The 26,499-nt window shown below is 38.4% G+C and carries 20 protein-coding genes and 1 other RNA gene; 10 read left to right on the plus strand and 11 right to left on the minus strand.

The genetic code is table 11. The annotated features are described in order from the left end of the window. The first annotated feature begins 85 nt into the window (after positions 1–85). On the plus strand, positions 86–2,245 hold the full coding sequence (gene ligA, locus ACFINW_RS05080) for an NAD-dependent DNA ligase LigA (RefSeq protein WP_375621360.1): 2,160 nt from the start codon (positions 86–88) through the stop codon (positions 2,243–2,245). 595 nt (positions 2,246–2,840) lie between these two features. Here ligA and ACFINW_RS05085 read toward each other — a convergent pair. The 3 genes from ACFINW_RS05085 to ACFINW_RS05095 are packed head-to-tail and all read right to left on the minus strand — an operon-like array spanning position 2,841 to position 6,167. After that, positions 2,841–4,667, minus strand: coding sequence for an aminopeptidase P family protein (locus ACFINW_RS05085; protein WP_375621359.1), 1,827 nt, complete (start codon positions 4,665–4,667; stop codon positions 2,841–2,843). Between the two features lie 22 nt (positions 4,668–4,689). Continuing rightward, positions 4,690–5,559, minus strand: coding sequence for a 50S ribosomal protein L11 methyltransferase (locus tag ACFINW_RS05090; RefSeq protein ID WP_375621358.1), 870 nt, complete (start codon positions 5,557–5,559; stop codon positions 4,690–4,692). A gap of 26 nt (positions 5,560–5,585) precedes the next feature. After that, positions 5,586–6,167 carry an SCO family protein gene (locus tag ACFINW_RS05095; RefSeq protein WP_375621357.1) on the minus strand — a complete coding sequence of 194 codons (582 nt, stop codon included), beginning with the start codon at positions 6,165–6,167 and terminating at the stop codon, positions 5,586–5,588. A gap of 136 nt (positions 6,168–6,303) precedes the next feature. Between ACFINW_RS05095 and ACFINW_RS05100 the strand changes: the two genes are divergently transcribed. Continuing rightward, positions 6,304–6,933, plus strand: coding sequence for a DapH/DapD/GlmU-related protein (locus ACFINW_RS05100; protein WP_375640843.1), 630 nt, complete (start codon positions 6,304–6,306; stop codon positions 6,931–6,933). A 56-nt stretch (positions 6,934–6,989) separates the two neighbouring features. Here the strand turns inward: ACFINW_RS05100 and ACFINW_RS05105 are convergent, their stop codons facing one another. The 5 genes from ACFINW_RS05105 to ssrA all read right to left on the minus strand — a co-directional run bounded on the left by ACFINW_RS05105 (position 6,990) and on the right by ssrA (position 10,990). Then, a complete protein-coding gene (locus ACFINW_RS05105; protein WP_375640844.1) occupies positions 6,990–9,329 on the minus strand; it encodes an ATP-dependent helicase in 2,340 nt (779 codons plus the stop codon). Between the two features lie 120 nt (positions 9,330–9,449). Then, positions 9,450–9,701, minus strand: coding sequence for a ribbon-helix-helix domain-containing protein (locus ACFINW_RS05110; protein ID WP_375612010.1), 252 nt, complete (start codon positions 9,699–9,701; stop codon positions 9,450–9,452). A 10-nt stretch (positions 9,702–9,711) separates the two neighbouring features. Next, positions 9,712–9,894, minus strand: a complete 183-nt coding sequence (locus tag ACFINW_RS05115) for a DUF4169 family protein (protein WP_375612011.1) — start codon at positions 9,892–9,894, stop codon at positions 9,712–9,714. Positions 9,895–9,902: 8 nt separating this feature from the next. Continuing rightward, on the minus strand, positions 9,903–10,454 hold the full coding sequence (locus ACFINW_RS05120) for an SspB family protein (protein ID WP_375629941.1): 552 nt from the start codon (positions 10,452–10,454) through the stop codon (positions 9,903–9,905). Positions 10,455–10,633: 179 nt separating this feature from the next. Then, positions 10,634–10,990, minus strand: a transfer-messenger RNA (tmRNA) gene (gene ssrA, locus ACFINW_RS05125). Positions 10,991–11,086: 96 nt separating this feature from the next. Here ssrA and ACFINW_RS05130 point away from each other — a divergent pair. Continuing rightward, complete coding sequence (locus ACFINW_RS05130) at positions 11,087–11,392, plus strand: DUF2853 family protein (protein ID WP_375640845.1); 306 nt, start codon at positions 11,087–11,089, stop codon at positions 11,390–11,392. 69 nt (positions 11,393–11,461) lie between these two features. Here the strand turns inward: ACFINW_RS05130 and ACFINW_RS05135 are convergent, their stop codons facing one another. From ACFINW_RS05135 to ACFINW_RS05145, 3 genes are all read right to left on the minus strand, one after another. Further along, a complete protein-coding gene (locus ACFINW_RS05135) occupies positions 11,462–12,769 on the minus strand; it encodes an MFS transporter (protein WP_375621352.1) in 1,308 nt (435 codons plus the stop codon). A gap of 650 nt (positions 12,770–13,419) precedes the next feature. Continuing rightward, positions 13,420–14,730: an MFS family transporter gene (locus ACFINW_RS05140; RefSeq protein ID WP_375640846.1), complete on the minus strand. Its 1,311-nt coding sequence runs from the start codon at positions 14,728–14,730 to the stop codon at positions 13,420–13,422. A gap of 953 nt (positions 14,731–15,683) precedes the next feature. Beyond that, positions 15,684–16,991: an MFS family transporter gene (locus tag ACFINW_RS05145; RefSeq protein ID WP_375621350.1), complete on the minus strand. Its 1,308-nt coding sequence runs from the start codon at positions 16,989–16,991 to the stop codon at positions 15,684–15,686. Positions 16,992–17,204: 213 nt separating this feature from the next. On the opposite strand from ACFINW_RS05145, the gene ACFINW_RS05150 reads away from it, so the two are divergent. The 7 genes from ACFINW_RS05150 to ACFINW_RS05180 all read left to right on the plus strand — a co-directional run bounded on the left by ACFINW_RS05150 (position 17,205) and on the right by ACFINW_RS05180 (position 26,029). Further along, positions 17,205–17,999 carry a thymidylate synthase gene (locus ACFINW_RS05150; RefSeq protein ID WP_273722957.1) on the plus strand — a complete coding sequence of 265 codons (795 nt, stop codon included), beginning with the start codon at positions 17,205–17,207 and terminating at the stop codon, positions 17,997–17,999. Then, positions 17,996–18,505 (plus strand): dihydrofolate reductase, encoded by a 510-nt coding sequence (locus ACFINW_RS05155; RefSeq protein WP_375621349.1) that lies wholly within the window; start codon positions 17,996–17,998, stop codon positions 18,503–18,505. Before ACFINW_RS05150 ends, ACFINW_RS05155 begins: the two co-directional genes overlap by 4 nt. Before the next feature lie 119 nt (positions 18,506–18,624). Beyond that, positions 18,625–19,764 carry an FtsH protease activity modulator HflK gene (hflK, locus tag ACFINW_RS05160; RefSeq protein WP_375612019.1) on the plus strand — a complete coding sequence of 380 codons (1,140 nt, stop codon included), beginning with the start codon at positions 18,625–18,627 and terminating at the stop codon, positions 19,762–19,764. 2 nt (positions 19,765–19,766) lie between these two features. Then, positions 19,767–20,705 carry a protease modulator HflC gene (hflC, locus tag ACFINW_RS05165; RefSeq protein ID WP_375621347.1) on the plus strand — a complete coding sequence of 313 codons (939 nt, stop codon included), beginning with the start codon at positions 19,767–19,769 and terminating at the stop codon, positions 20,703–20,705. 151 nt (positions 20,706–20,856) lie between these two features. Beyond that, on the plus strand, positions 20,857–22,380 hold the full coding sequence (locus ACFINW_RS05170) for a Do family serine endopeptidase (protein WP_375621346.1): 1,524 nt from the start codon (positions 20,857–20,859) through the stop codon (positions 22,378–22,380). A gap of 706 nt (positions 22,381–23,086) precedes the next feature. Then, a complete protein-coding gene (gene miaA, locus ACFINW_RS05175; protein WP_375640847.1) occupies positions 23,087–23,959 on the plus strand; it encodes a tRNA (adenosine(37)-N6)-dimethylallyltransferase MiaA in 873 nt (290 codons plus the stop codon). A gap of 270 nt (positions 23,960–24,229) precedes the next feature. Continuing rightward, on the plus strand, positions 24,230–26,029 hold the full coding sequence (locus tag ACFINW_RS05180) for an acetolactate synthase 3 large subunit (protein ID WP_375613385.1): 1,800 nt from the start codon (positions 24,230–24,232) through the stop codon (positions 26,027–26,029). Positions 26,030–26,499 lie beyond the last annotated feature (470 nt).

A 26,499-nucleotide genomic window follows, 5' to 3' on the forward strand; every position in this document is an offset into this window, starting at 1 on the left:
TAGAAAGCTTATATTTATTGAGATTCACTTGATGAGGAGGCGTGGGAGGCCCTTGTGGCAGCGCTTGTAATGTGGAATAGATTTTATGAACAAAGATGCATATAAAAATCTCACAGCTGTTGAAGCAGAACGTGAATTAGAGTGGTTGGCAAAAGAGATTGCACGTCATGATGTGCTTTATAATCGTGATGATCAGCCTGAAATTTCTGATGCAGAATATGATGCTTTACGTCGTCGTAATGCAGAAATTGAAGCTCTTTTTCCAGAGCTTATACGTATTGATTCTCCTTCACATAAAATTGGAGCACCAATTTCTGAAAAATTTGAAAAATCTGTTCATGCACAGCCTATGCTTTCACTTGATAATGCGTTTAGCTCTGAAGATGTTACTGAATTTGTTGAGCGTATTCGTCGTTTTTTACGGCTTCCAGAAACACAAGTGTTGGAAATAACAGCGGAGCCAAAAATTGATGGTTTATCTTTGTCTTTACGCTACGAAAAGGGGCGGCTTGTGCGTGCGGCAACGCGTGGGGATGGAACTGTCGGTGAAAATGTGACGGCAAATGCCCGAACAATTGCTGATATCCCACAAGTTTTGCAAGGTGATTTTCCTGATATCATTGAGGTGCGTGGTGAAGTTTATATGGGGCGGGAAGATTTCCAAGCGCTGAATATCAGCCAACAAGAGAAGGGCAAGTTAACCTTTGCCAATCCTCGAAATGCGGCGGCTGGTTCACTCCGTCAGCTTGATTCACGGATAACCGCTAGCAGAAAACTTCAATTTTTTGCTTATGCTTGTGGTGAGGTGAGTGAAATATTGGCAGAAAGTCAAATGGAGATGATGAAAAAGCTAAAAGAATATGGCTTTTTTATCAATCCATTAACAAAAGTCTTTAAGACAGTAAAAGAAATTATTTCGTATTATCACGATATCGAAGAATGCCGTCATTCTTTAAGCTATGATATTGATGGTATTGTTTATAAGGTTAATGATTTGATGCTCCAAAAGCGTTTGGGGTTTGTTTCTCGTTCGCCGCGTTGGGCTATCGCCCATAAATTTCCAGCAGAAAAAGCGATAGCGCTTTTGGAAGATATTGACATTCAAGTTGGTCGCACGGGAGCTTTGACACCTGTTGCACGTCTTACGCCTATTACTGTTGGTGGAGTGGTGGTGACCAATGCTAGTTTGCATAATGAGGATTATATTAAGGGAATTGGTCATAAAGGAGAGCCCATTCGTGAAGGACGTGATATCCGTGTAGGTGATAGCGTGATTGTACAACGTGCTGGTGATGTGATCCCTCAAGTTATTGATGTTATCATTGAAAAACGCCCGAAAGATGCTGCTGTTTTTATTTTTCCTCATTTGTGTCCAGCTTGTGGGAGTCATGCTGTTCGTGAAGTGGGAGAAGCCGTGCGTCGCTGTACAGGGGGGCTTATTTGTCCTGCACAAGCAATTGAACGTATTCGTCATTTTGTTTCACGCAATGCTTTTGATATTGAAGGCTTGGGTAAAAAACAGGTAGAGTTTTTTTTCCATGTTCAAGATGAGGCGCTTTGTATTCATACACCAGCCGATATTTTTACTTTACAACGGCGCCAAGAAAAGTCTTTGATACGTTTGGAAAATATGGAAGGTTTTGGTACTGTTTCAGTGCGGAAATTGTATGATGCCATTAATGCGCGCCGAGAAATTCCTTTGAGCCGTTTTTTGTTTGCATTGGGGATTCGTCATGTTGGCGAAGTGAATGCACGCCGCCTTGCACGTGCTTATAAAAATTATACAGCTTTTGAGACTGCGGCTATGGAAGCATTTATGCCATGTGATAAGGAAAATGAAGAAGGAAATGAGGCTTGGATAGAGCTTACCAATATCGAAGGAATTGGACCACAGGTAGGGAGCGCAATTGTTGATTTTTATCAAGAAGAGCATAACCGTGAGATTTTATCTGTTTTGCTTGAAGAAGTAACTCCTCTTGATGAGGAGCCTATCATAGCAGATTCTTCACCAATAGCGGAGAAGATCATTGTTTTTACAGGAACTTTGGCGCATATGTCACGTGATGAAGCAAAAGCATTGGCAGAGCGATTGGGGGCTAAAACATCTGGTTCACTTTCTAAAAAAACAGATCTTCTTGTTGCAGGACCTGGAGCGGGCTCCAAATTGGCTAAAGCTGAGGAATTAGGTGTTGAGGTTATCGATGAAGAGGCTTGGCTACAGCTGATTGAGAAACATAATGTTTAGAGGATGTTTTCTAGAAGATCGTATGCTGTTTGTATGATTATCTCTCTTACATTTTTTGGGGGATGAAATCAAAAAGAGGGATAATAGTGGCTGTTTTTTGCAAAAACAGAGCGCCATATATTTTAATATTTATTACGTTATTTAAAATAATTAACGTTGAGCTTAAATATTAAACTTAAACTATTATGATGAAGAATATACAAGGTTATTATTAGTAAAATTTATAAACTATCATTGTGAAGCAAGGTAAAAATTGTAAATAAATATGTATAATTTAATCCAAAATGCCGTAATAAACCAATTATAATGACGTAATAGAAATATAACGCGGAAAATTACAAAATATAACGAAAGTTTCCATATAAAGGAAATAGGGATATAATAATGTCTAGATGGAGATCGCCAAGATAAGTATTACCACGTATAGGTGTATCTCATCTTGCTTCACCTAGGTTAGCGTTTACCATACCAGCAAAAAACTTGAAGTATCTTGTAGAAATATTTTTCATATTTCCTGACGCAGATAAATATTTTTCCCTTAAAAAGAGAAAATCCTGTGTTTTGTAGAAAGAGTAAAAGTTATAGGTTGCTTCATTTAAAGGGGCATTGTTGCTTCTTTTGCCCATTTTTTATCTTCTTCATTTAAGTAAGGTGCATTCATCTGATAAACGCGCGCATGGTAATCATTGAGCCATTGTCGTTCTTCTTGTGTCAAAAGCTCTGGAAGGATTAACCGTCGATCAATGGGGCAATGTGTGAGTGTTTCGAATGAGAGCATTTCTATATCTCCGCCATCAATTTTTTGTGCTGGTTTCACAATCATCAAATTTTCAAGACGGATACCAAAAGCGCCTTCGCGGTAATAGCCTGGCTCGTTTGAAAGAATCATACCGGAGATGAGTTCTTGGCACCCTTTGCGAGAAATATTTTGCGGTCCTTCATGGACAGAAAGATAAGATCCAACACCATGACCGGTGCCATGGGCATAATCAAAACCAGCTTTCCACAATGCAATGCGTGCAAGAGCATCAAGGTCTTGCCCTCGTGTGCCTTTTGGAAATCTGATAGTTGAAAGAGCAATCATGCCTTTGAGGACAAGCGTAAAACAGCGTTTTTCTTCTTCTCCAATATTCCCAATTGCTACGGTGCGTGTGACATCAGTCGTGCCATCACGATATTGTCCACCTGAATCAACGAGGTAAAGTTCACCGGCTTTGAGTTGTTTATTTGTTTGCGTTGTTACACGATAATGAATAATGGCACCATTTTCTCCTGCTGCTGAAATTGTATCAAAAGAAAGATCTTTAAGTTTTTCTCCCATTTCTTTTGCTGTATTTATGCGAAATTCTTCTAATTTTTGAGCAGCAGAAATTTCACTTATTGACCCTGGTATTTGTTTATCTAACCAAGAAAAAAAACGGGTTAGGGCAACACCATCGCGTAGATGCGCTTTGCGTGCGCCATTGAGTTCTGTGTCATTTTTAATGGCACGTGGTAGAGCAGCAGGATCGGTAAGTGTGATAAAAAAGCTATTTTTTTCTTCAATAACAGTTCGTAATTTTTCGCATGTTAGCTGTGGATCTAAGGCAAACACTGTCCCTTTTTGAACATACTCTTTGATCTTGGGAATAAGCTGTTCTGGTTCATATAATTTTGCATAACGTTCTAGATATTGTTTCTGTTCTACACCAAGTTTTTTGCTGTCAATGAATAAAGCTGGTGTTTCGTTAAGTGGAATGAGAGCAAAACAAAGGGAAAAAGGCGTGTTGGAAACATCATTGCCCCGTATATTGAATGTCCATGCAATGGAAGAGGGGTCTGTAAAAATAAAAGCATTTGCATGAGTTTGCTGTATATCTTTGTAAATCAAAGCGAGTTTTTCATCTGTATCGCACCCAGCATATTTGAGAGGGTGAATTGATAAGGCAGATTGTGGTAATTTTGGTTGATTATGCCAGAGCAAATCAATGGGATTATGTTGAACTTCTACAAGTTTTCCACCTGCTTTCATTTCTAATGCATTTCTCAATGCATTGGTGGCAGCAATCGTGTGGAGCCATGGATCAAAGCCAATAGAAAGTTTTTGACCATTTTTTTCAAGCCATTGTGAGGGAGGACAAGTTATGAGATCTTCATAATTAAAAATATCAGGATCAGTTTGTTGGCGAATTTGGAGCTTATATCGCCCATCTGTAAATATGATGGCTTTGTTTTTTAAAATCAGTGCAATCCCAGCTGATCCAGTAAAGCCGGTTAACCAGCTAAGGCGTTGAGCATGAGGAGGGACGTACTCTCCTTGATGCTCATCACACCGCGGAACAAGAAAACCATCGAGTCCAAGGTGATCGAGTTCTTTACGAAGGCAAGAAATGCGTTCTGCTGCATAAGCAGGATTTGTTGTCGCCTCAAAAGATTGATACATAACGACGTCCTTTTCTTTTATTTTATTTCAGATGTATCGTAACCCATCCTTGCCGGTGGTATGTTTCGATATGCTTCATTCCTTGTTTTATATAAGTCTCCAAAACATGGGCATGTTGTTCTTCAAGAATTCCAGAGAGTATAAGTGATCCCCCTTTTTGAAGTGCCTTTACCACTTCTTGCGCAAGTTCAATAAGCGGATTAGCAAGGATATTGGCAACGATGAGATCAAAAGGGGTTCGTGATGCAATTGCATCATGGGCAAAATCTGTTGCTGTAATAGCTGTAATATATTCCTTGACACCATTGAATTCGATATTGTGTTGTGCAACTTGAACAGCAATTGGGTCAATATCGGATGCAAGCACAGTAATTGGTTTGAGCATTGCTATACCAATGGCTAGTACACCGCTCCCAGTACCAAGATCAAGGGCATTTTTTGGATTTTCGTGTTTCATGACTTTGGCAATCATTTCTAAACAACCGGCTGTTGTTCCATGATGTCCGGTGCCAAAAGCTTGATTAGCTTCAATTTCAATAGGGAGAACATTTGCTGGAATGGCGTTTCGGTTGTGACTTCCATGAAGGAAAAAAGGACCAGCTTGCACAGGTTTTAGTCCTTCTAGGCTTTTTTGTACCCAATCAATGTTGGGTAAAACTTCCATATTAATTTTATCAAAATCTATAGAGAGAACGCTTGCAAAATGTTTTAATGCGTTCTCTTGATTGTCTTGATCGACATATAGAGAAAGCTCATATACAGCATTTTGTTCATCTATCTCTGTAAGAGCAAGAGGATAACCTTCTTCGTCAAAGGCTGTTTCTATAAGGGTATAGAACCGTTCTGCTTCATTTTTAGAAGCAGTATAATAGAGGCGAATTTGTTGCGACATGCTGTTCTTTCTTTTGATCGGTTTTTTTAGTTTAAGACGAGTTTTTTTAACCGTTCAATGGCGATTTCATCTTTTAATTCGCTATCGCTTTCTTTCGTGTCATAACGGATAACGCCAGCTAATTTTCCACCTTTTTTAAGTAAAAAAATTGCTGCTGTATGGTTATATGTATAGTTTCCATCTGTTTCAGGAACTTTTTCAGCAACGATGTTGAAAGAATTGACCATTTTATGAACCTTATCAGGATCTCCACTAATGCCAACAATTTTATTGTTAAAATTACTGAGATAATCATGGAGTACTTTTGGTGTGTCACGTTCAGGATCAACAGTCACAAACCATATACCTAATTTATCAGCTTCAGGCCCAAGGGCTGTAAGCCATCGATCAAGATTCATCAGTGTGGTAGGGCAGCTTTCAGGACACATAGTGAAGCCGAAAAAAATTATTGAAGGCTTGCTTCGAACATCAGCCTCAGTAATATTTTTTCCATTAGAATCAGTGAGAGTAAAGTTATCACCTAAAGGCTTATTTGTCAGCGTATCATAAATAAAAACACCTGCAAGAAATATGATTGTCAGCCCCAAGATGCGTATTACATTTTTCATAGTTTGACTCTCTTAGATAGATCGAGAAATTGTAACATCGGCAGGTTTGTTTTGCAATGTTTGTTTCATGGTTGATTTTATTGGCTTGATTGGTATGTCTTTCCATATCTATTGATAAAACATTGGTGAAAGATGTATGAATATTGAGAAAGATCTTCGATTTCATGAAAGTGAACCTCGTATCCATACGACAGCGCGGCTGCATGGTTGTAAATTAGGGCGCTATGTGGAAATTAATGAGCGGGTGATTTTACGGGATGTAACCGTTGGAGATTTTTCTTATTTAGAGCGTAATAGTGAGGCTATTTATAGCGATATTGGGCGTTTTTGTTCTATTGCATCTCATGTACGGATGAATGCGTTGGAGCATCCTATGGAGCGCGTTTCAACGCATAAAATAACCTATCGTCCAAACGAATATTTTCGTTATATGGCATTAGATAGTGGTTTTCGTGAAAGGCGTTGTGCAAAACGTGTTATTATTGGGCATGATGTGTGGATTGGACATGGTGCGGTTATTATGCCTGGAGTGACAATTGGTCATGGCGCTATCATTGGCGCGAACGCTGTTATAACGAAAGATGTTATGCCTTATACGATTGTCGTTGGGGTGCCTGCTAAGCGATTGCGGATGCGTTTTCCCAATCATGTGATAGAATACCTTTTAGATATGGCTTGGTGGGATTGGCCACTTGATAAAATTCACGACGCATTGCCTGATATGCAAAATCTGCCCATTGAAGCCTTTGTTCGTAAATGGAAATGATAGTCAGAATAAAACAAAATGATCTCTTGGAAAAACGGATCATGGTTTGCTTGTAATTAAGCTTTGTTTACAAAATTGTCTAGTACACGCTTTTCTCCGGCTTTTTCGAACATTATTGTCAATTTATGATCGTCTATTGCTGTAATATGACCATAACCAAATTTTATGTGAAAAATCCGATCATTGACAGAAAAATCTGATGGTACATGAGAGATTGATTGCGTGATAATTTTTCCTTCAATATTCTTGTTTTTTTGTGCACGCTTTTGTCTTGGTGTTGCATAGTCATTATAAAAAGAATCGTGATATTGAAAAGAAGATTTTCCATAACCACCATAGGATGTTTCCATTTCTACAACTTCTATATGTTCTGCTGGTAATTCATCTAGAAAACGGGAGGGAAGAGCAGGTTGCCAAAGTCCATGAATTCTTCGATTCGATACAAACCATATATGCAAATGTTTTTTTGCTCTTGTTAGACCTACGTAAGCAAGACGCCGTTCTTCTTCTAATCCTGAACGTCCACCTTCATCTAATGAGCGCTGGTGGGGAAAGAGTCCTTCTTCCCAACCTGGAAGAAAAACTGTTTCAAATTCAAGTCCTTTGGCTGAATGAAGTGTCATGATGTTGACTGCATCCATATTTTCATTATTTTCCGTTTCCATAACGAGTGCAACATGTTCCAAAAAACTTTGAAGATTTTCAAATTGTTCCATGGAACGAATCATTTCTTTAAGATTTTCTAGTCTTGTAGGAGCCTCTGGTGAGCGATCTTCTAACCACATGGTTGTATAACCAGAATCATCAAGGACGATCTCGGCAAGTTCTCTATGAGGAGTGTCTTGAAGCATATTTTGCCAGCGGCGGAAGTTTTCAATGAGGCTTCGTAACGCACTGCGTGCCTTAGGCTTTAATTCATCTGTTTCAATGATGTCAGCGGCAGCAGAAAAGAGAGGAACAGCACGTGCACGTGCACTCTCATAAAGAATGCGCAGGGTTGCATCTCCTATGCCGCGTTTGGGTGTATTAATAACACGCTCAAAAGCTAAATCATCAGTGGGTTGGACAACAACGCGTAAATAAGCCATGGCATCACGTATTTCCATTCGCTCATAAAAACGAGGACCACCAATGACGCGATAATTAAGGCCAAGCGTTACAAAGCGATCTTCAAATTCACGCATTTGAAATGATGCGCGTACCAATATAGCCATATGATTTAATGCATGACCGGTTTGTTGTGCACGTTCGATTTCTTCTCCGATTGCTCGTGCTTCTTCTGCCGAATCCCATGCTGAATGAATTTTTACCTTTTCTTCCTCACTCTTTACTTGAGCAGAAAAAAGGACTTTTCCCAGTCTTTCTTCATTATGAGCAATGAGATGGGAGGCGGTTTTAAGAATATGAGATGTTGAGCGATAATTGCGTTCTAGACGAATAATTTTAGCAGAAGGAAAATCTTTTTCAAAACGTAATATGTTTTCGACTTTTGCACCACGCCATCCATAAATGGATTGATCATCATCGCCAACACAACAAAGATTAACATGTTGACCTTGAGGATGTTGGGCCAAAAGCCGAAGCCAAAGATATTGTGCTGTATTTGTATCTTGATATTCATCGACAAGAATATAACGAAATTGAGAATGATATTCGCGAAGAATATCTGGATTATGTTGGAAGATAGAGATAGAATGAAGTAGAAGGTCACCAAAATCACAAGCATTAAGATCTTTTAATCGATTTTGATAACTGTGATAAAGTTCACGTCCCATGCCGTTACCAAAGGAATGAGCATCACTTTTTGAGATATGTGTTGGTGAAAGTCCTTGATTTTTCCAAGAATCAATCATCATGGCAAGGTTTCGTGCGGGCCAACGCTTATCGTCTAATCCTTCAGCTTGAATAAGTTGTTTTAAAAGTCGAAGAACATCATCGCTATCGAGAATTGTAAAGTTTCTTTTTAAATCAACAAGCTCTGCGTGACGGCGTAAAATTTTAGCTCCAGTGGAATGAAAGGTTCCAAGCCAAGGCATACCTTCAACAACTTCTCCAATAAGTTCACCAATACGTGTTTTCATTTCACGGGCTGCTTTGTTGGTGAAAGTGACAGCAAGTATTTGTTGAGGTGAGGCGAGTCCAGAGCGTAAAATGTGAGAAATACGGGTTGTTAAAACGCGTGTTTTTCCTGTACCAGCACCTGCAAGAACTAAAAGAGGTCCTTCAGTATTCATAACAGCTTGTTGCTGTTCTGGATTGAGTTGTTCTAAATAGTCTGTGTTATATGATTTTTGTTCTTTTAGAGTATGGGAGAAAAAACCAGAGCTCTTCTTATCATGGTCTGGAGGGGAATCTTCTTCAAAGAAAGGTATGATGTGATCAGAAAAATTACTCATTATATCTCTTTTGTAGTCTTTTTTTTATTGAAGTTCTAGATTAAAAAAACTTCTCTTAAAAAGTTACAACAGTTTCAGTTGAACAGACAGAAAGAGAACGTAAAAAAATAAGCACAACCATTAAAGGCTTTGGGTGAGAACGCTTTGAAGGGCATAAACGCGTAACGAAGCCGAAAGATTTACTTGTTGTGGTCTTTTGCTATCAATATCGGTAATAATAAAGGCTAAAGATTGTCCTTTTTTGCGGGCTATATCTTTTAGAATATCTAAAAATGGTGGTTCTAAAGAGACGCTTGTTGCGTGTCCATCAACGCGAACAGATATCTTTCGTGGAATGACTTTTGACCAATCGATAGAATTATTTTCGTGCATTTTTCCACCTTTATTCGTCGTTTCGCAAACGATTTTGATCAAGAAATTTTTGCATTTTTAAAGATTTTTGCTGCTCAAAATTTTTTTCAGTTTTTGTTCGTCCAAAACGATAACGATTTTGCTCAGCACAAAGAGATTTTTCTGTACGTTTTTTTTGTTTTCGAAATTGGCGAAGATTAATCAATTCAGTCATGAGAAAAATTATTTTTTCCGAAAGGAATCTAAAGAGACAACATCAGCACTTTGATTTTGTTTTGCATCGTTATTTGAAGGTTCTTTATTTGTACTGAGATTTTGTTCTTTTGTAAGCGTATTTTCTATTTTTTGTTTGTTTGATAAGGTAATAGGCGTAGTTGAGGTATTTTCTGAATTTTCACTTTCTCCAGAGGTCAGATTTGAGGGCAGATCAAATGCTGCTTCAAATGCTGCTACAGGATCATAAAAGACCTGAATGGAAGTAAAAGGAATCACGAGCTTTTCGGTTATTTCCCTGAAAGAGAGAGTTACTTCGAAAGCTGTTTCTGAAACACTGAGATCTCTAAATTGATGCTGTAAGACGATTGTCATTTGCTCGGGATAGCGATTTTTTAGCCGAGGAGAAATTTTAACGCCTAGGGCATTTGTCAAAAAAGTTATAAAAAAATGATGATTTCCCGGAAGACCTGCTTTGGCAACTTCCGATAAAACTTTACGGATAACTCCACGAAGCGCATCCTGAACGAGAATATCGTAACGGATTTGATCTTTAACCATCGAAGTTTATTCCTTTTATTTCACGTAGCAGAATGGGGCGTATTGATATTGTGTGACAGAATATATTTTAAATTAGCAGATTTTTTCTACGATGCACCTCAATAAATCGAATAAATACGAAACTCTATGGTAAATAATGTCTGATAATGTCTGAAAGATCAATCAACAACATTTAAAAAAGTGAAGGCTTCTGTTGCCAGGTGCCTCCGAACCCCGCTTAAACCTGCGACGGTTTAAGACTTAAATTGAAACATTCACACCACCTTAAGCGGCGAGACGTGCTTCCGCATAGTTGTCATTTGCAACTACTCATTTAGCCCGATAACGGTGGTACAATGCCGAGTAAAAGAGCGATCTTTACACCCTTGTCGATCCTATTTCGCCCCCACCAAAATATAATTTTGATTTTTTATATTTTGGTGGAGGCGCCGGGTACCGCCCCCGGGTCCAATAGGTTTATTTCACCGTCCATTTATTACCATAGCTGGTAAACCAGCCCTCTAAATATAGATGAAGAACAGTCTTAGGAAAAGGGGGGTTGTTAATATTTTTAATCCTCTAATTATTTATGGAGCTATATGATGCGGCTGTAAAGTATAGTCCGCTCATTTTTGGAGAGGAGATGATGCAAAATGACAAATAATCTAGCAGATATTAAACTATATGATTTAAATCCCGATGAAGCAGCAGTAGAACGACTTAGCCGTCGTTTAGCTTTAGTGATGAAAAAGCAGGATGCAGCGCTTGTTGCTACATCGGATCCAAAAGAGTTAGAACGTGTTGAAAAATGGGTTCAAGATGTTTTAGAAGCCGATGAGAAGAGTGCTAAAATGGCTGTTTCAAAAGTGGCTGAGATGATGTCTGGAGAGCGTAGAAAAAGTCGTGTGACTTTTTATTATCTAGTTGCTAAGCACCTTAATGCACTTCATAAAATTTAAACAATATTAAATTTGTGATAATGATAAAAAAAAGCCCAATTTCTTGGGCTTTTTCGTTGATAAAAAGGGTTAATGTTTTTCATCCTCTTGGAGGTAGCCTCCTTTACGCATACTCGGGACAAAGAGAAGAGCAATGAATGCCATGATCATCACGACGGTTATATAAAAATAAAAGAGTGATTCATGACCGTACTTTTTTAATCCAAGCGCAACGTATTCAGCAGAACCACCAAATAAGGCGTTGCCAATGGCATGAGAGATGCTAACGCCTAATGCGCGTATTGAAGAGGGAAACATTGCTGATTTGACGACACCAGAGATGGATGTATACATGCTCATAATGAAGAGCAAGCCAATAATGACGGAAAAGGCAACCCATATACTATGCGTATTACCGATTATCCAGAGTCCAGGAAATGTAAAGATGGCAGAGAGTATACTCCAAATAATAAGTAAAGTTTTTGTTCCAATTTTATCGGCTATGATACCAGCTATGGGTTGGAATAGGATGAAAATGAATAGTACAGCTGTCATAATCGTTGTTGCGGTATGTTTATCAAAGCCGGTGGTTGTGATCAGATATTTTTGCATATAAGTCGTAAAGGTGTAAAACGTGAGTGATCCTCCTGATGCAAAGCATGCAATTACGACAACGGCTTTTGTATGCTTGGTGAGAAGTTCCTTAAGACTGCCAGAGTGTTTGTGAGAGCGGCTTTCTTTCGTGGTTGTTTCGTGGAGAGAACGACGCAGATAAATCGCAATCACTGCCCCGAATCCACCAATTACAAAAGGAATACGCCATCCCCATGCTTTTAACTGATCTTCAGAGAGATAAGATGCTAGAATAAATATAATGAAGCTGGCAAGAAGTTGACCTGTAATAAGGGTGGCTGATTGGAAAGAAGCAAAAAGCCCACGATGTTTTTTGAGAGCAACTTCGCTCATATAAGTGGCTGCTGTACCATATTCACCACCCGCTGAAAGTCCTTGCATCATCCGAGCTAAAAGTAAAAGGATTGCTGATGTTATTCCTAAGGTTTCATAGGTGGGAAGTATGGCGATGAAAAAAGAGCCACCACACATCATAAAAATGGATATAAGCATCGAGCGTTTACGTCCATAACGATCGGCGACAAATCCTAAAAACCAAGCTCCAATAGGGCGCATAAGAAAGCCAATAAAAAACACACCCGCGGTTTTTAACAGTGGTGTAATCGTATCACCATCGGAGGGAAAGAATTGTGATGCAAAATAAATTGATGCAAATGAGTACACGTAAAAATCATACCATTCTACGAGATTTCCTGATGCGCTTGCTATAATAGCAAAAACACGTTTTCTTGCATCCTGTGATGCTGAAGTTGTTTCATTTTTCATGAATTGTTCCCCTTTTGGATTTATAGTTCATATTTTCTAAACATAATTGTTTATGATTTCCAGAAAAATTCAATGGTATTATAACAATTTCTTAGGGAAACTCTTTAAGATGATTTATTAGAGTTATGTTGTCATTCGTTTTAAGATTTTTACTTGTGTTATAGAATAAAAAGTTATCACGTTGCATTTAAAGGGAGAGGACATTGAAAAGTAGATCAAGATACCTTTAAACTTTATGAGAAGAATGCAATTATTGGCATACCGGAAGATTATAGAAGAGATGGTCTTTATGAGCAGAAAGCCCCAAAACTGAAAATATTTCAAAAAGCTTAAGTAATGTAAAAGGGGATTTTGTGTCCTTAATTATCTTATTGTATCATAACACATCATTATTTAGGAGGGTGAGGTAAGCCTCAGATAAGGTTTTCCGTATGAGGTGTTTTTTAGATATCGTGATAAATATTTAGGGTAGGGCTGCCCATAGAATCTTATCAAGTAAATTACATAAAGAGGGCAGTAACTATAGACAATTTAAGAGAAACTGAGTTGTTTGTAAGACGAATGCGGGGCGGGCTTTTCGTTCTTTACTAGGGTGGAGAGGGAATCAAAAAAAGCCCAATTTCTTGGGCTTTTTTATCCAGAAAATAAGTTTAATGAAGTCTATTGTCTTTATCGAGATATCCTCCTTTATCTATATCGGGCATAAGAAGAATAGAGATGAGTGCAATGACCATCATACCAACGATGTAAAAAAAGAAAACAGATTCGTATCCCATATTTTTTAATCCAAGCGCTACATATTCAGCAGAACCGCCAAAGAGTGCGTTGCCAATGGCAAAAGCAAATCCAACACCAATTGCTCGGATTGAAGCAGGGAACAATTCTGCTTTTATGATACCAGCAATGGACGTATAAAAACTCATAACACAGAGTATTCCAATAATAATTAAGAGTGCTGTCCATGGATTATGGGCATTACCGATCATTTTAAGTACAGGAATGGTGCAGATAATGGATAATGCCCCCCAACTAATGAGTGAAGCTCTTGCTCCAATTTTATCGGCTAGGGAACCAAAAAGGGGTTGGAGTAGCACAAAAACAAAGAGGGCGGCAGTCATTATCGTTGTTGCGGTTTGTTTATCAAAACCAGTGGTTGTGATCAGATATTTTTGCATATAAGTGGTGTATGTATAAAATGTGAGAGATCCACCAGCTGTAAAGCCAACAACCAAAAAGAAAGCTTTTTTATGATTACGAAAAAGTTCTTTAAGACTACCAGCGTGTTGTTCAGAGCGGCTTTTGAGGGTTGTTGTTTCATGAAGCAAGCTACGCAGATAAATTGCAACGATTGCTCCAAAGCCACCAATGATAAAGGGAATACGCCATCCCCATGCTTTTAACTGATCCTCGTTAAGGTAAATGGCTAAAATAAATATTATAAAACTTGCCAGAAGTTGACCTGAGATCGTTGTTGCATATTGAAAAGAAGCAAAGAGACCACGACGATTTTTGGGCGCAACTTCACTCATATACGTTGCTGCTGTACCATATTCACCGCCAACGGAAAGCCCTTGAAACATACGGATTAAAAGGAGAAGAAATGCTGCTGTTATTCCCAAGGTTTTATAAGTGGGAAGTATGGCAATGAGAAAAGAGCCACCACACATCATAAAAACAGAAATAAGCATTGAGCGTTTACGTCCATAACGATCCGCAATGTATCCAAAGAGCCATGCTCCAATTGGACGCATAAGAAAGCCAATAAAAAAGATTCCTGCCGTTTTTAACAGTTGTGTAACAATATCTTCATCTTCAGGAAAAAATTGTGATGCAAAATAAACCGATGCAAAGGAGTAAGCATAAAAGTCGTACCATTCTACCAGATTTCCTGATGCGCTGGATATGATAGCAAAAATACGTTTCCTTGTATCATGTGGATCTAAAGTTGTTTGATTATTCATGAAGTATTCCCCTTTTAGATTTATAACTTTTCTTCTTTTTTAAGCTATTTACGATGTGCATTATAAAAACGCTATTGTATCATGATAATTTTTTAGGGAAACATAAAGATTTTTTCTAGAGCTATCAGTGGTGTTTTGGGCTCATGGTGTTGTTACATTGCGTAAATTATACGCTTTTTACTATCCTTAAGGAAATATTATTTTTTGTTTGATTGTGAATTATTTGCATATGCAGAGTGTTTATGAAGATATGATACTCTTTAGTTTATATGCTTGATGTTGTTTCGTAAAATGATGTTACTGACTATTGCATGCTAGGTTGGTGTATCAGTTAAAATACTTTTTAGGAATGATCTTAAGTGTTAAGGGGGAGTACAATATTAAGAGTTCCTCAATAGTATAATGATAGCGGCTTGCACTTTTATTAAGTGTAAAGAGAGTGATGCCCATGTTTATACTTTACGGGGCTTTTACGTGATGTCATTCACGGGTGCCGTTGTGAAATGGAGTTGGGTGCATTGAGAAATGTTTCTCAAAAAAGTGTGCGAATTCATAATAAAATGGTATTTTCTATTTTTCATGAAAGGATTTGTTTTGCATGAGGGGGTACTATTAAGAACGTATTAAACAAAATCATGAGTGTAATCTTTATTATTGATAAAATTTCTTGAAAGATAATCACTTTTCTTCGATTTTGAGTGGGCATGGGAATATTAAAATAAATCAAACGTTTTTTATCTTCAGTGAATTAAATTAAGCTAAAGAAGTATTTATTACATAATAATATGAAGCCATTTATTTTTATAAGCGGCGTGTGCAGGAGGGAACATTGCTTCTTTAGAGTGTTTGAAGGGATAAAAAATTGTGAGCTTTAAACTTCTATCGGAAAGGATATAAAAAAGCCCAGTACTCTGGGCTTTTTTATTAAAATCCTTGTTTGTTAACATTAAAGGTTAATGAATATCGTCTCCTTGTAAATACCCTTTTTTGCGAGCATCTGGCATTAAGAGAACAGCAATGAATGCAATAATCATCATGCCGGTTATATAAAAATAGAAGACAGATTCATATCCAAGATCTTTTAATCCAAGCGCGACATATTCAGCAGAACCGCCAAACAGTGCGTTGGCAATAGCATAAGAGAGCCCAACTCCTATTGCTCGTACTGAAGCGGGAAACATTTCTGATTTTACAATGCCAGAGATAGATGTATAAAAGCTCATAATGCAGAGCATTCCAGTAATGACTGATAAAGCAATCCATGTACTATCAGTACTACCAATCATATTAAGTCCAGGAATGGTAAAGATAATAGATAAGACACTCCAAATAAGGAGTGAAGTTCTTGTTCCAATTTTATCTGCAAGAGCACCAAAGAGGGGTTGGAGTAACATGAAAACAAAGAGTGCAGCTGTCATGATTGTTGTGGCTGTATGTTTATCAAAGCCAGTGGTTGTGATCAGATATTTCTGCATGTAAGTCGTATAGGTGTAGAATGTGAGCGATCCTCCAGCTGTAAAGCCAATAACCAGAAAGAAAGCTTTTCGGTGGTTGCTCAGAAGTCCCCTAATACTACCAGCTTGTGCACTAGAACGACTTTCTTTGGTCGTTGTCTCATGGAGTGTGCGGCGTAGATAAATCGCAACAATTGCGCCGCATCCACCAATGGCAAATGGAATACGCCAGCCCCACGCTTTTAGCTGATCTTCGGTGAGATAAAGCGCTAAAATGAATATAACGAGACTGGCTAGAAGTTGACCTCCAATCAGTGTGGTATATTGGAAAGAGCTAAAAAATCCCCGGCGATTTTTGAGGGCGACTTCGCTCATATAAGTTGCTGTTGTACCATATTCACCACCGACAGAAAGCCCCTGAAGCATTCTGAGTAAAAGTAAAAGAATTCCTGCTGCCATTCCAATGGTTTCATAGGTAGGAAGTAGGGCGATTAAGAACGAACCACCACACATCATAAAAACAGAGATAAGCATTGAGCGTTTGCGTCCGTAACGATCGGCAATGAAGCCAAAAAGCCATCCGCCGATTGGGCGCATAAGAAAACCAATAGCAAAAACACCCGCCGCTTTTAAAAGTTGCGTAACGTCATTGCCATCTGAGGGAAAGAATTGTGATGCAAAATAAATAGATGTAAAGGAATAAACATAAAAGTCATACCATTCTACTAGATTACCTGATGCACTGGACACGATAGCCCAGATACGTTTTCTTGTATCATGTGGTTTTAAAGCTTCTTGTTTTTCCATAGTCGATCCCTTTATTTGATGTTCATCCATCTTTGTTCATTTATGTCATTTTTTTAGAAGCTGTCTATAGTATTTTATCTTTTGCATCAAAAATTTAGTTAGATCATGATAATTTCTTGTGTAAGATGTTTTTGGAAAAAGATTTGAATTATGTTTGTACGGATTTTACAGTTTTTATTTTCTATAATAAGAAGAATCGGACATAATACCCTCATGAAATCATATCTTGCTCTTTTATCTCATGTTTTAAATCAGGGTATTGATCGGACAGATCGAACGGGTGTTGGAACGCGATCTATCTTTGGGTATCAGATGCGCTTTGATTTACAAGCAGGATTTCCGTTGTTGACAACAAAGAAACTACACTTACGTTCAATTATTTATGAACTTTTGTGGTTTCTTAAAGGCGATACAAATATCGCTTGGTTGAAAGAGCATGGTGTGTCAATTTGGGACGAGTGGGCTGATGAAAAGGGAAATCTTGGTCCTGTTTATGGTTATCAGTGGCGTTCTTGGCCCGCTCCTGATGGACGCCATATTGATCAAATTAACAATCTTTTAACGATGATTAAGGAAACGCCAGATTCTCGTCGCTTGATTGTATCAGCTTGGAATCCTGCATTAATAGAGGAAATGGCGTTGCCTCCGTGTCATTGTCTTTTTCAATTTTACATTGCGGAGGGGAAATTATCTTGTCAACTTTATCAGCGTTCGGCGGATATTTTCTTAGGTGTTCCATTCAATATTGCATCCTACGCATTGCTAACGATGATGATTGCGCAAGTAAGCGGTCTTAAAGTAGGCGATTTTATTCATACTCTGGGAGATGCTCATCTTTATTCTAATCATTTTGAACAGGCAAAATATCAATTGTCTCGTATACCAAATGCTTTGCCATGTATGCGCATAAATCCAGCGGTAACAGATCTTTTTTCTTTTCAATTTGAGGATTTTGAGTTGCTTAATTATGAAGCACAACCCCATATTAAAGCGCCGGTAGCAATATGACGATTTCCATTTGTTTAATTGCTGCTGTTGCAGAAAATGGTGTTATCGGTCGTGAAGGTGTAATGCCGTGGCATTTATCAACGGATTTGCAACGCTTTAAAGCTTTGACATTGGGTAAGCCCATTGTTATGGGGCGAAAAACTTGGGATTCTATTGGGAGACCTTTACCAGGGCGTACAAATATCGTTATTACTCGTGATTGTACCTTTTGTGCTGAAGGGGCTGTTGTTGCTCACTCTTTATCGCAAGCTTGTTCTCTTGCAACAAATGTTGCTTCTCAAAATGATGTAGAGGAAATTTTTATTATTGGTGGTGGTGAAATTTTTCAACAAGGGTTGCATATGGCTGATAAAATATTCCTTACAGAAGTTTTAGCTTCTATAGAAGGTGATAGTTTTTTTCCTGTTTTTGATAAAGAAAAGTGGACTATTGTGCAAACACAAGATATTCCAAAAGGGGATAAAGATAGTCATCCGACACGTTTTGTTGTTTATGAGCGGAAATAATTTTTTGTAATATGAAGTGGAAGGGTTTATCAGTTGTATTGTAATGAGGTAAGAGACACCCTATAAGATCAAGCAAATGGTTGGTGTTCGAGTAGTGGTAATCAGTTAAAGAGGTGATAATGCCCTGGACAAATCAAAATGGTGGTGGCCCGTGGAGTGGCGATAAAAACAGTGGTGACAAAAAAACACCAGCTAAGAATCTCTTTGGTTCTGGTGGCGGTAATGGTGGCGAAAATGGTCCTAATCTTAATGAAATTTTGCGCAAAGGGCAGGATCAGTTTAAACAATTCGGGAGAAGCAGTTTTTCTGTTTTATTCCTTCTGCTTATTGTGTTTTTTTGGCTATACCAGTCAATTTATATTGTTCAGCAAAATGAACAAGCGGTAGAGTTGCGCTTTGGCATCCCTAAAGAAGGCATTATTGGTGATGGGTTGCATTTTCATTTTTGGCCAATTGAGACCTATATGAAAGTCCCTTTAACGGAAAAAACAATCGCGATTGGTGGGAAGCCCGGTCAGGCGCAACAAAGTGATGGTTTAATGCTTTCGAGTGATCAAAATATCGTTAATGTTAATTTTTCCGTTTATTATCGGATTTCATACCCTAGTCAGTTTTTATTCAATGTGAATGATCAAGAGGGAACTGTCCGCCAAGTTGCTGAGAGTGCAATGCGTGAGGTCATTGGTTCGCGGCCGGTTGATGATGTTTTACGTGACAAGAAAGAAGAAGTTGCTAATGACGTTAGAAAGATTATCCAGTTGACTGTGGATAAATATCAACTTGGTGTCGAAATAAGCCGTGTTTCTATCAGTGAAGCTGCTCCTCCGACAAAGGTTGCTGCTGCGTTTAATTCTGTTCAGCAGGCGGAGCAGGAACGTGGAAGAATGATTGAAGAGGGGAATCGTGTGCGTTTTACGAAAATTGGTTTAGCAAATGGTGAAGCTTCACGCACACGGGAAATCGCAAAAGGTGAAAAGGCACAAATGGTTGAAGAGGCAACAGGGCGTGCTGAACGTTTTCAGGCGATAGCTCGAGAGGCTGCGATTTCACCAGAAGCTGCTCGCTACCGTCTCTATATGGAGACGATGGGGCGGATTCTTTCTTCACCAAATAAGCTGGTTCTTGATCAGGCAAATTCTCCAGCGGTGCCTTATTTACCTTTGAATGAATTGTTGCGTAGCAAGTCATCGGAAAAAGTAAAGGCAACAGCAGCGCGTCCTGCGTTACTCTTAGATTCTCGTATTTCTGGAGGAGATTAATTATGCAGCAATCTCGCTTTTTGTTTGTTTTTAGTGCTATAGTGTTTGTTTTGATGATTTTGTGGATGTCCGTATTTATCGTCTATCCTCGTCAACAAGTAGCAATTAAGCGTTTTGGACAAATTGTTCAGGTAGAATCTAATCCTGGAATCTATTTCAAGGCGCCCTTTATCGATAAGATGATCATTGTTGATAATCGGTTATTGCGTTACGATGTTCCTACACAATCTGTACAGGTTCGTGGTGGTGCGTATTATGAGGTGGATGCGTTCTTTATTTACCGTATTACAGATCCTAAGTTGTTTTTACAGCGCATTGCTTCTGGGCGTCCACAAATTGCGGCACGTGAAAACCTTGCACCACGGTTTATTGACGCTTTGCGTGCTGTTTATGGTAAGCGAGAATTTAAAGCAGCCTTATCGGATGAACGAGGCGCGATGATGGCTGAAGTACAGAAGCAATTTTCTGTAGATGCAGGCTCGTTGGGTATTACCATTGTTGATGTGCGTATTCGTAAAACCGATTTGACTGATGCTGTTTCAGAAGATGTCTATCGGCAAATGGCAGCTGAACGTGAAGCTGCTGCGGAAAATATCCGGGCTCGTGGTCAGCAGGAGCGAGATCGTATTGTGGCAGAAGCTAATCGTGAATATGAAGAAATTGTAGCAGCTGCAAAGCGTGATGCTGAAATTACCCGCGGTGAAGGTCAAGCTGAAAGTATTCGTCTTTTATTGAATGCGAGGGAGGCTAATCCGTCTTTTTACGATTTTTGGTTGGCGATGGAACAATACAAGAATTTAGAGAAAACACCGATGGTGATTTCTCCAAATGAGGATTTCTTTTTCTATTTTCGTAATCCGCCGCAGGCAAATAAAGCATTCTTACCGACAATGAATACTGGCTTCAGTAAAACTGATCCAAAATCGGGAGAGAATAGATAAAATAATGGATTGCAGATACGAGATTTTGCATGAAAAGAATGATCTGTGACCATTTTCTTTTATGGTAAAAGTGGTAGAGAGTATCGAGCCGTGCTGGTTTTACGTAGATAAATTTAGTGGGGCTCTTTGCATCTTTGATTAAAGGCATGTCATGGATAGAAGTGTCGTGAGTAAAAATACGTTTTTAAAGTTTTTTATCACAAGAGTTGTTTTTTGTGTGACTTTGTTTCTATCAGGATCAGTGAGTTTGTCTTGGGGAGCCGAGACAAGCAAGGCATTGCTTTCTATTCCTGATTTAGCTTCTGAGCTTTTGGAAACAGTTGTGAATATTTCTACGGCGCAGACTGTTGAAGGAACAGAACAGGATGCAAACACCTCGGTACCCGTTATCCCAAAAGGTTCATTGCTGGAGGAATATTTCAGTGATTTTTTTACACCCAAGGATGGTCAAAAAGATAGTCAATTTCAAAAGGTGCGTTCTTTAGGGTCTGGTTTTGTGATTGATGCGCAAAAAGGGATTATTGTTACAAACTATCATGTTATTGTAGATGCTGATGATATTGAAGTTAATTTTACGGATGGTACAAAACTAAAGGCAAAGCTTCTTGGAAAGGATAGCAAAACTGATTTGGCGTTGCTTCAAGTCGATGCAGGAAGTAAAAAATTAAAAGCTGTGCGTTTTGGTGACTCAGAAAAAGCACGTATTGGTGACTGGGTTATGGCTATTGGTAATCCTTATGGTTTTGGTGGAAGTGTGACGGTTGGTATTATTTCTGCACGTAACCGTGATCTTAATGCTGGTCCCTATGATAATTTTATTCAAACAGATGCAGCAATTAATCGGGGAAATTCTGGTGGGCCGTTATTTGATAGAAATGGTGAAGTCATTGGCATTAATACAGCAATTGTTTCACCTTCGGGAGGATCTATCGGTATTGGATTTGCTATTCCATCGGATATGGCTCTTTCTGTTATTAATCAATTGCGTGATTTTGGAGAAATAAGGCGTGGTTGGTTGGCTATTCGTATTCAGCCGGTAACAGAGGATATTGCAAAAAGTTTAAAATTGGACAATGCTGTGGGAGCATTGGTGGCTGGTAAAATAGAACAGACGGAAGAAAATAATGTAGATAATAGCCAGTTACAAACTGGAGATGTTATTCTTTCCTTTGGTAATTCCAAAATTAAGCATGCACGTGATTTGCCGCGTTTAGTTGCAGAAAGTTCAGAAGGAAAAGTGGTGGACGTTACTATTTTACGCAATGGGCAAGAAGCAACAGTAAAAGTTAAGCTTGGACGTTTGATTGAAACAGATCCAAATGAAGATACAGAAGAAGTTGATGATAAAAAAAATCAAGATTTGTCGAAAAACGTGACAATGCAATTTATGGGAATGACGTTATCTGAACTGACAGAGGATTTGCGTCATCGTTATTCAATTTCAGATAAACTTCGAGGACTAGTGGTGACATCTGTTGCACAAAATAGTGCAGCGGATAAAAAGCGTATTCGCGTTGGTGAAGTGATTGTTGATATCAATCAGAGTTCTATCACAACAATTGATGAGGCTAAAAAACGTATTCATAAATTACGTGAAGCTGGACGCAAAAATGCTCTCTTTATTGTAGCACGTCCAGATGGAGAGTTACGGTTCGTAACGCTCCTAATGGATTGATCCTTAAAAAATTATTTTTTGTTTTTTATCAGCCTTAGTGTGTGGGATATTTTGCAAGTCAGCCATGTGATGTCCAATATTTCTCAAGCTCATTTCACGATAGAGAGCATGGGGTGTGCAATATAAAATCTATTGGAAATCATTATATCTTTATGTTGAATATCAAAGTATAAATTGGTGTCATCATAGTATTTTTCAGTTCTCAATATTGTAACAGCCTAGACTTTGAAATGCTGCATAAGAGATATTGGTACACCTTTCTTAAGTCAATTTTTATCTCTGCTTGTGATGCGCAAGTAAATGGTATTGATATGATGCTTTATGAGGCTCTTATTATAAACCGGCTTAGCATGCTATTTTTATAGGAAAAAATAAAGCTATTTGATTGTATAGATTAAACTTAGTATTATTTTCATAAATGATGACAAAGAGTATATTTTTAATGGCCTTAACGGACAGAATTATTATAGCTGTGGTTTGTTATTGAATTACGATAGCAAAAAATGCTTGGAAATTCCTTTGGTGTTGTTATTAAGTCCATTTTTTCTTTTTTATAAGTTTCATAAGGGGCTTTGTCTTAAGGGGAATTTGTGTTCGTATTTTTTGTTTGAAGTATTTACTCTATGATAATGGAGAGAAAATACAGGAAGGCTTTGGGGGTGTCTGCATGTTGTAATAAATTATTGATTGGGAGAAATTGCTATTCATGGCACAGAGAACAGTTACATTAATAGCGGGGCCAACGGCAAGTGGGAAGTCAGAACTTGCCTTGCAAATGGCTCAAGAAAAAAATGCTCTCATTATTAATACTGATTCAATGCAGGTTTATGATGTTTTAAATATTTTAACGGCACGGCCGGGGGAGGCTGATACCGCGATTGTTCCCCATTATCTTTATGGTCATGTGAGTCCTATTTTGAATTATTCGGTAGGGCAATGGTTGTGTGATGTCGAGAAGCTATTGACTACTTTTTCTTTAAGATCAGTTATTTTTGTTGGTGGGACAGGACTTTATTTTCGTGCTCTTTTAGAGGGGATTTCGGAAATCCCTCATGTTCCAGATGTTGTGCGGCAGAAGTGGCGTTTGCTGCTTGATAAAGAGGGACCTGAAAGTCTTTATCGCCAGTTGTTGCAGATTGATGCTGTTGTTGCTGAAAAAATTTCTTCGCACGATAGACAGCGTATTGTCCGTGCTTTGGAAGTTTATGATGCAACCGGTAAGACGCTCAGTTGGTGGCAGAAACAAAAAACAACACCTATCATTGCGCCGAATTTGACCGAAAAAATTCTTCTCATGCCACCACGTTCTCTGCTTTATGAACGTATTCATAAACGCTTGGATTCTATGATTGAAAGAGGAGCTTTAGAAGAAGTGGTGGCTATGAAAAAACTTAAACTTTCCCCTTCTTTACCAGCAATGAAGGCTATTGGTATACCTGAATTTATGGCTTATTTGGATGGATATAGAAGCTTTGAGAATGCTCTTGAAGCGGTAAAAATACAAACGAGGAGATATGCAAAAAGACAAATGACATGGTTTCGTAATCAATTTGATGAAGAATGGATGCTTACTTTTTGATAAAAGAGTTAGAGCTTTGCAAAGAAACTTATCGAAAGATAAAAGATAATTCGTGAAAAAGAAATTTTTTAGAAAATATAATTTTTTATTGACGAATGGTATCAATGGAATTAGAAATCTCTCTACAAGGAATTTTTTATATATTTTATACGTTGGAATAATGGGGGTAATCATACAGTATGTGTTGTGTAATGGGCTCCTTTGGGGGCTTTTTTTATGGGCTCCGTTAGGGGCTTTTTTATTGTCCTATAAAGTAGGTGAGTGGGAAAAATGAGAAATGATCCAAGAAAGCAAGAGAGTGCAGATGGAAAAATAATGTCGGGCGCTGAAATAGTGGTTCAAGCTCTTATAGATCAAGGCGTTGAACATATTTTTGGTTATCCTGGTGGGGCTGTTTTGCCTATTTTTGATGTTCTTTATCACCAAGATACACTCCAGCATATTTTGGTGCGCCATGAACAAGCCGCAGGGCATGCAGCTGAAGGCTATGCACGCAGCACAGGGAAGGTAGGGGTTATGCTTGTGACTTCTGGTCCAGGGGCAACGAATGCTGTTACACCTTTGCAAGATGCTCTTATGGATTCGATACCTCTTATTTGTTTTTCTGGGCAGGTGTCAACAACGGTGATTGGAACAAATGCTTTTCAAGAGGCTGATACAGTTGGAATTACAAAGCCTTGTACGAAGCGTAATTGGCTGGTTAAAAATGTCAATGATCTTGCGGCTATTATTCATGAAGCTTTTTTTCTTGCTCAATCAGGTCGTCCTGGGCCGGTTTTGATTGATATTCCTAAGGATGTTCAATTTGCTTCAGGATTTTATAGAGCACCTCAAGTTCAGGAGTCTTTACATTCTTTTCCATCGTTGAAAGGGAATACTAAGGCTATTGAATCTGCCGTTTCTCTTTTAGTTGAGGCAAAACGCCCTATTATTTATTCTGGAGGTGGTGTTATTTCATCGGGGATGAAAGCTATACAGCTTTTACGTAATTTGGTTCAATTGGGGGATTTTCCGATTACTTCAACATTAATGGGACTTGGTGCTTATCCTGCTTCCGGTAAAAATTGGCTTGGAATGCTTGGAATGCATGGAACCTATGAGGCTAATATGGCCATGCATGATTGTGATGTCATGTTAGCTGTTGGAGCACGATTTGATGATCGTATCACCGGGCGCCTTGATGCATTTGCACCTCATGCGCGTATTATTCATATTGATATTGACCCTTCTTCTATCAATAAAATTGTAAAAGCAGAAGTTCCAATTATTGGTGATGTGGCTTGTGTTTTAGGAGATATGACGCAACTCTTAAAGATACAGCAACCAGCGTTTAACAGTGAAGTCCGTGAGGCGTGGTGGACGCAAATTAACCGTTGGAAAGCTCGTAATTCATTGGCATATGCGGAGAAAAAAGATGTCATTATGCCGCAATATGCTCTTGAACGGCTGTATGCTTTTACCAAAGATGCGAATGCTTATATTACAACGGATGTCGGGCAGCATCAGATGTGGGCAGCGCAGTATTATCATTTTGATGAACCAAAACATTGGATGACTTCTGGTGGTCTTGGAACGATGGGATATGGTTTACCTGCTGCTATAGGTGTTCAAATAGCGCATCCTGATGCGCTTGTTGTGTGTATTTCTGGTGATGCCTCCATTCAGATGAATATTCAAGAGCTTGCAACAGCTATTCAGCATGACACACCGGTGAAAATTTTCATTTTAAATAATCAGTATATGGGAATGGTCCGCCAGTGGCAGCAATTGCTGCATGGTAATCGTCTTTCTCATTCTTATACGGAATCTATGCCTGACTTTGTGAAATTGGCACAAGCTTATGGAGCCGTGGGAATTCATTGTTCAAAACCCGATGAACTTGATGATAAAATTCAGCAGATGATTGACTGTGATAAGCCTGTTCTTTTTGATTGTCGTGTTTATCATTTAGAAAACTGTTTTCCTATGATCCCATCGGGATGTGCTCATAATGAGATGTTATTACCCGATGAGGCAAGCGAAGAAGCTATTGCAAATGCTATTTCTTCCGAGGGAAAGATTCTTGTATAAAATGAATATGTTAACAAAATGCTGAAGGATGGTGATGATGAAGTCTTTGGAGTCTTCATCTCTGTCACTTCTTTGTGGAGAGTTCCTATTATCCTTAGAGCTCATTTTATGATTTTCATTCTTTGTTTAAAGACATGGGGTGTATTATTATTTGTTCATCTAAAAAATGTTATAAGTCGTGTGCACAATTATGTTTGAATTTATTTGTACGCGATGTTTGTTTTTTTAATTCATATGTTCACATTAATAGCTATTTCGTTGCATTTTTTAGATAATACATTGAATTATCTGTTATAAATTAATTATGTTGTCTCATATATGAATGATTTCATCGTGCAAGAAAAAAAGCCACACTGCTTGAAGGGTGCAACCATGCAAACCGTCATATTTGTGAAAACAATAGAAAAGTTTGTCACTATGTTTTGGTTTCGCATTATGAAATTACTCCAAATCACTCTTTCAAGGGCTTG

Source organism: Bartonella sp. AA18HLJMS (assembly GCF_042197245.1).
GTDB lineage: Bacteria > Pseudomonadota > Alphaproteobacteria > Rhizobiales > Rhizobiaceae > Bartonella.

Bases quoted from the DNA above. Each gene is read 5' to 3' on its own strand.
- ACFINW_RS05100 (WP_375640843.1), top strand. From the start codon at position 6,304: ATGAATATTGAGAAAGATCTTCGATTTCATGAAAGTGAACCTCGTATC.
- miaA (WP_375640847.1), top strand. From the start codon at position 23,087: ATGGCACAGAGAACAGTTACATTAATAGCGGGGCCAACGGCAAGTGGG.
- ACFINW_RS05110 (WP_375612010.1), bottom strand. From the start codon at position 9,701: ATGCACGAAAATAATTCTATCGATTGGTCAAAAGTCATTCCACGAAAG.
- ACFINW_RS05120 (WP_375629941.1), bottom strand. From the start codon at position 10,454: ATGGTTAAAGATCAAATCCGTTACGATATTCTCGTTCAGGATGCGCTT.
- hflK (WP_375612019.1), top strand. From the start codon at position 18,625: ATGCCCTGGACAAATCAAAATGGTGGTGGCCCGTGGAGTGGCGATAAA.
- ACFINW_RS05115 (WP_375612011.1), bottom strand. From the start codon at position 9,894: ATGACTGAATTGATTAATCTTCGCCAATTTCGAAAACAAAAAAAACGT.
- ACFINW_RS05090 (WP_375621358.1), bottom strand. From the start codon at position 5,559: ATGTCGCAACAAATTCGCCTCTATTATACTGCTTCTAAAAATGAAGCA.
- ACFINW_RS05170 (WP_375621346.1), top strand. From the start codon at position 20,857: ATGGATAGAAGTGTCGTGAGTAAAAATACGTTTTTAAAGTTTTTTATC.
- ACFINW_RS05140 (WP_375640846.1), bottom strand. From the start codon at position 14,730: ATGAATAATCAAACAACTTTAGATCCACATGATACAAGGAAACGTATT.
- ACFINW_RS05135 (WP_375621352.1), bottom strand. From the start codon at position 12,769: ATGAAAAATGAAACAACTTCAGCATCACAGGATGCAAGAAAACGTGTT.
- ACFINW_RS05150 (WP_273722957.1), top strand. From the start codon at position 17,205: ATGAAATCATATCTTGCTCTTTTATCTCATGTTTTAAATCAGGGTATT.
- ACFINW_RS05105 (WP_375640844.1), bottom strand. From the start codon at position 9,329: ATGAGTAATTTTTCTGATCACATCATACCTTTCTTTGAAGAAGATTCC.
- ACFINW_RS05180 (WP_375613385.1), top strand. From the start codon at position 24,230: ATGAGAAATGATCCAAGAAAGCAAGAGAGTGCAGATGGAAAAATAATG.
- ACFINW_RS05085 (WP_375621359.1), bottom strand. From the start codon at position 4,667: ATGTATCAATCTTTTGAGGCGACAACAAATCCTGCTTATGCAGCAGAA.
- ligA (WP_375621360.1), top strand. From the start codon at position 86: ATGAACAAAGATGCATATAAAAATCTCACAGCTGTTGAAGCAGAACGT.
- ACFINW_RS05145 (WP_375621350.1), bottom strand. From the start codon at position 16,991: ATGGAAAAACAAGAAGCTTTAAAACCACATGATACAAGAAAACGTATC.
- ACFINW_RS05095 (WP_375621357.1), bottom strand. From the start codon at position 6,167: ATGAAAAATGTAATACGCATCTTGGGGCTGACAATCATATTTCTTGCA.
- ACFINW_RS05155 (WP_375621349.1), top strand. From the start codon at position 17,996: ATGACGATTTCCATTTGTTTAATTGCTGCTGTTGCAGAAAATGGTGTT.
- ACFINW_RS05130 (WP_375640845.1), top strand. From the start codon at position 11,087: ATGACAAATAATCTAGCAGATATTAAACTATATGATTTAAATCCCGAT.
- hflC (WP_375621347.1), top strand. From the start codon at position 19,767: ATGCAGCAATCTCGCTTTTTGTTTGTTTTTAGTGCTATAGTGTTTGTT.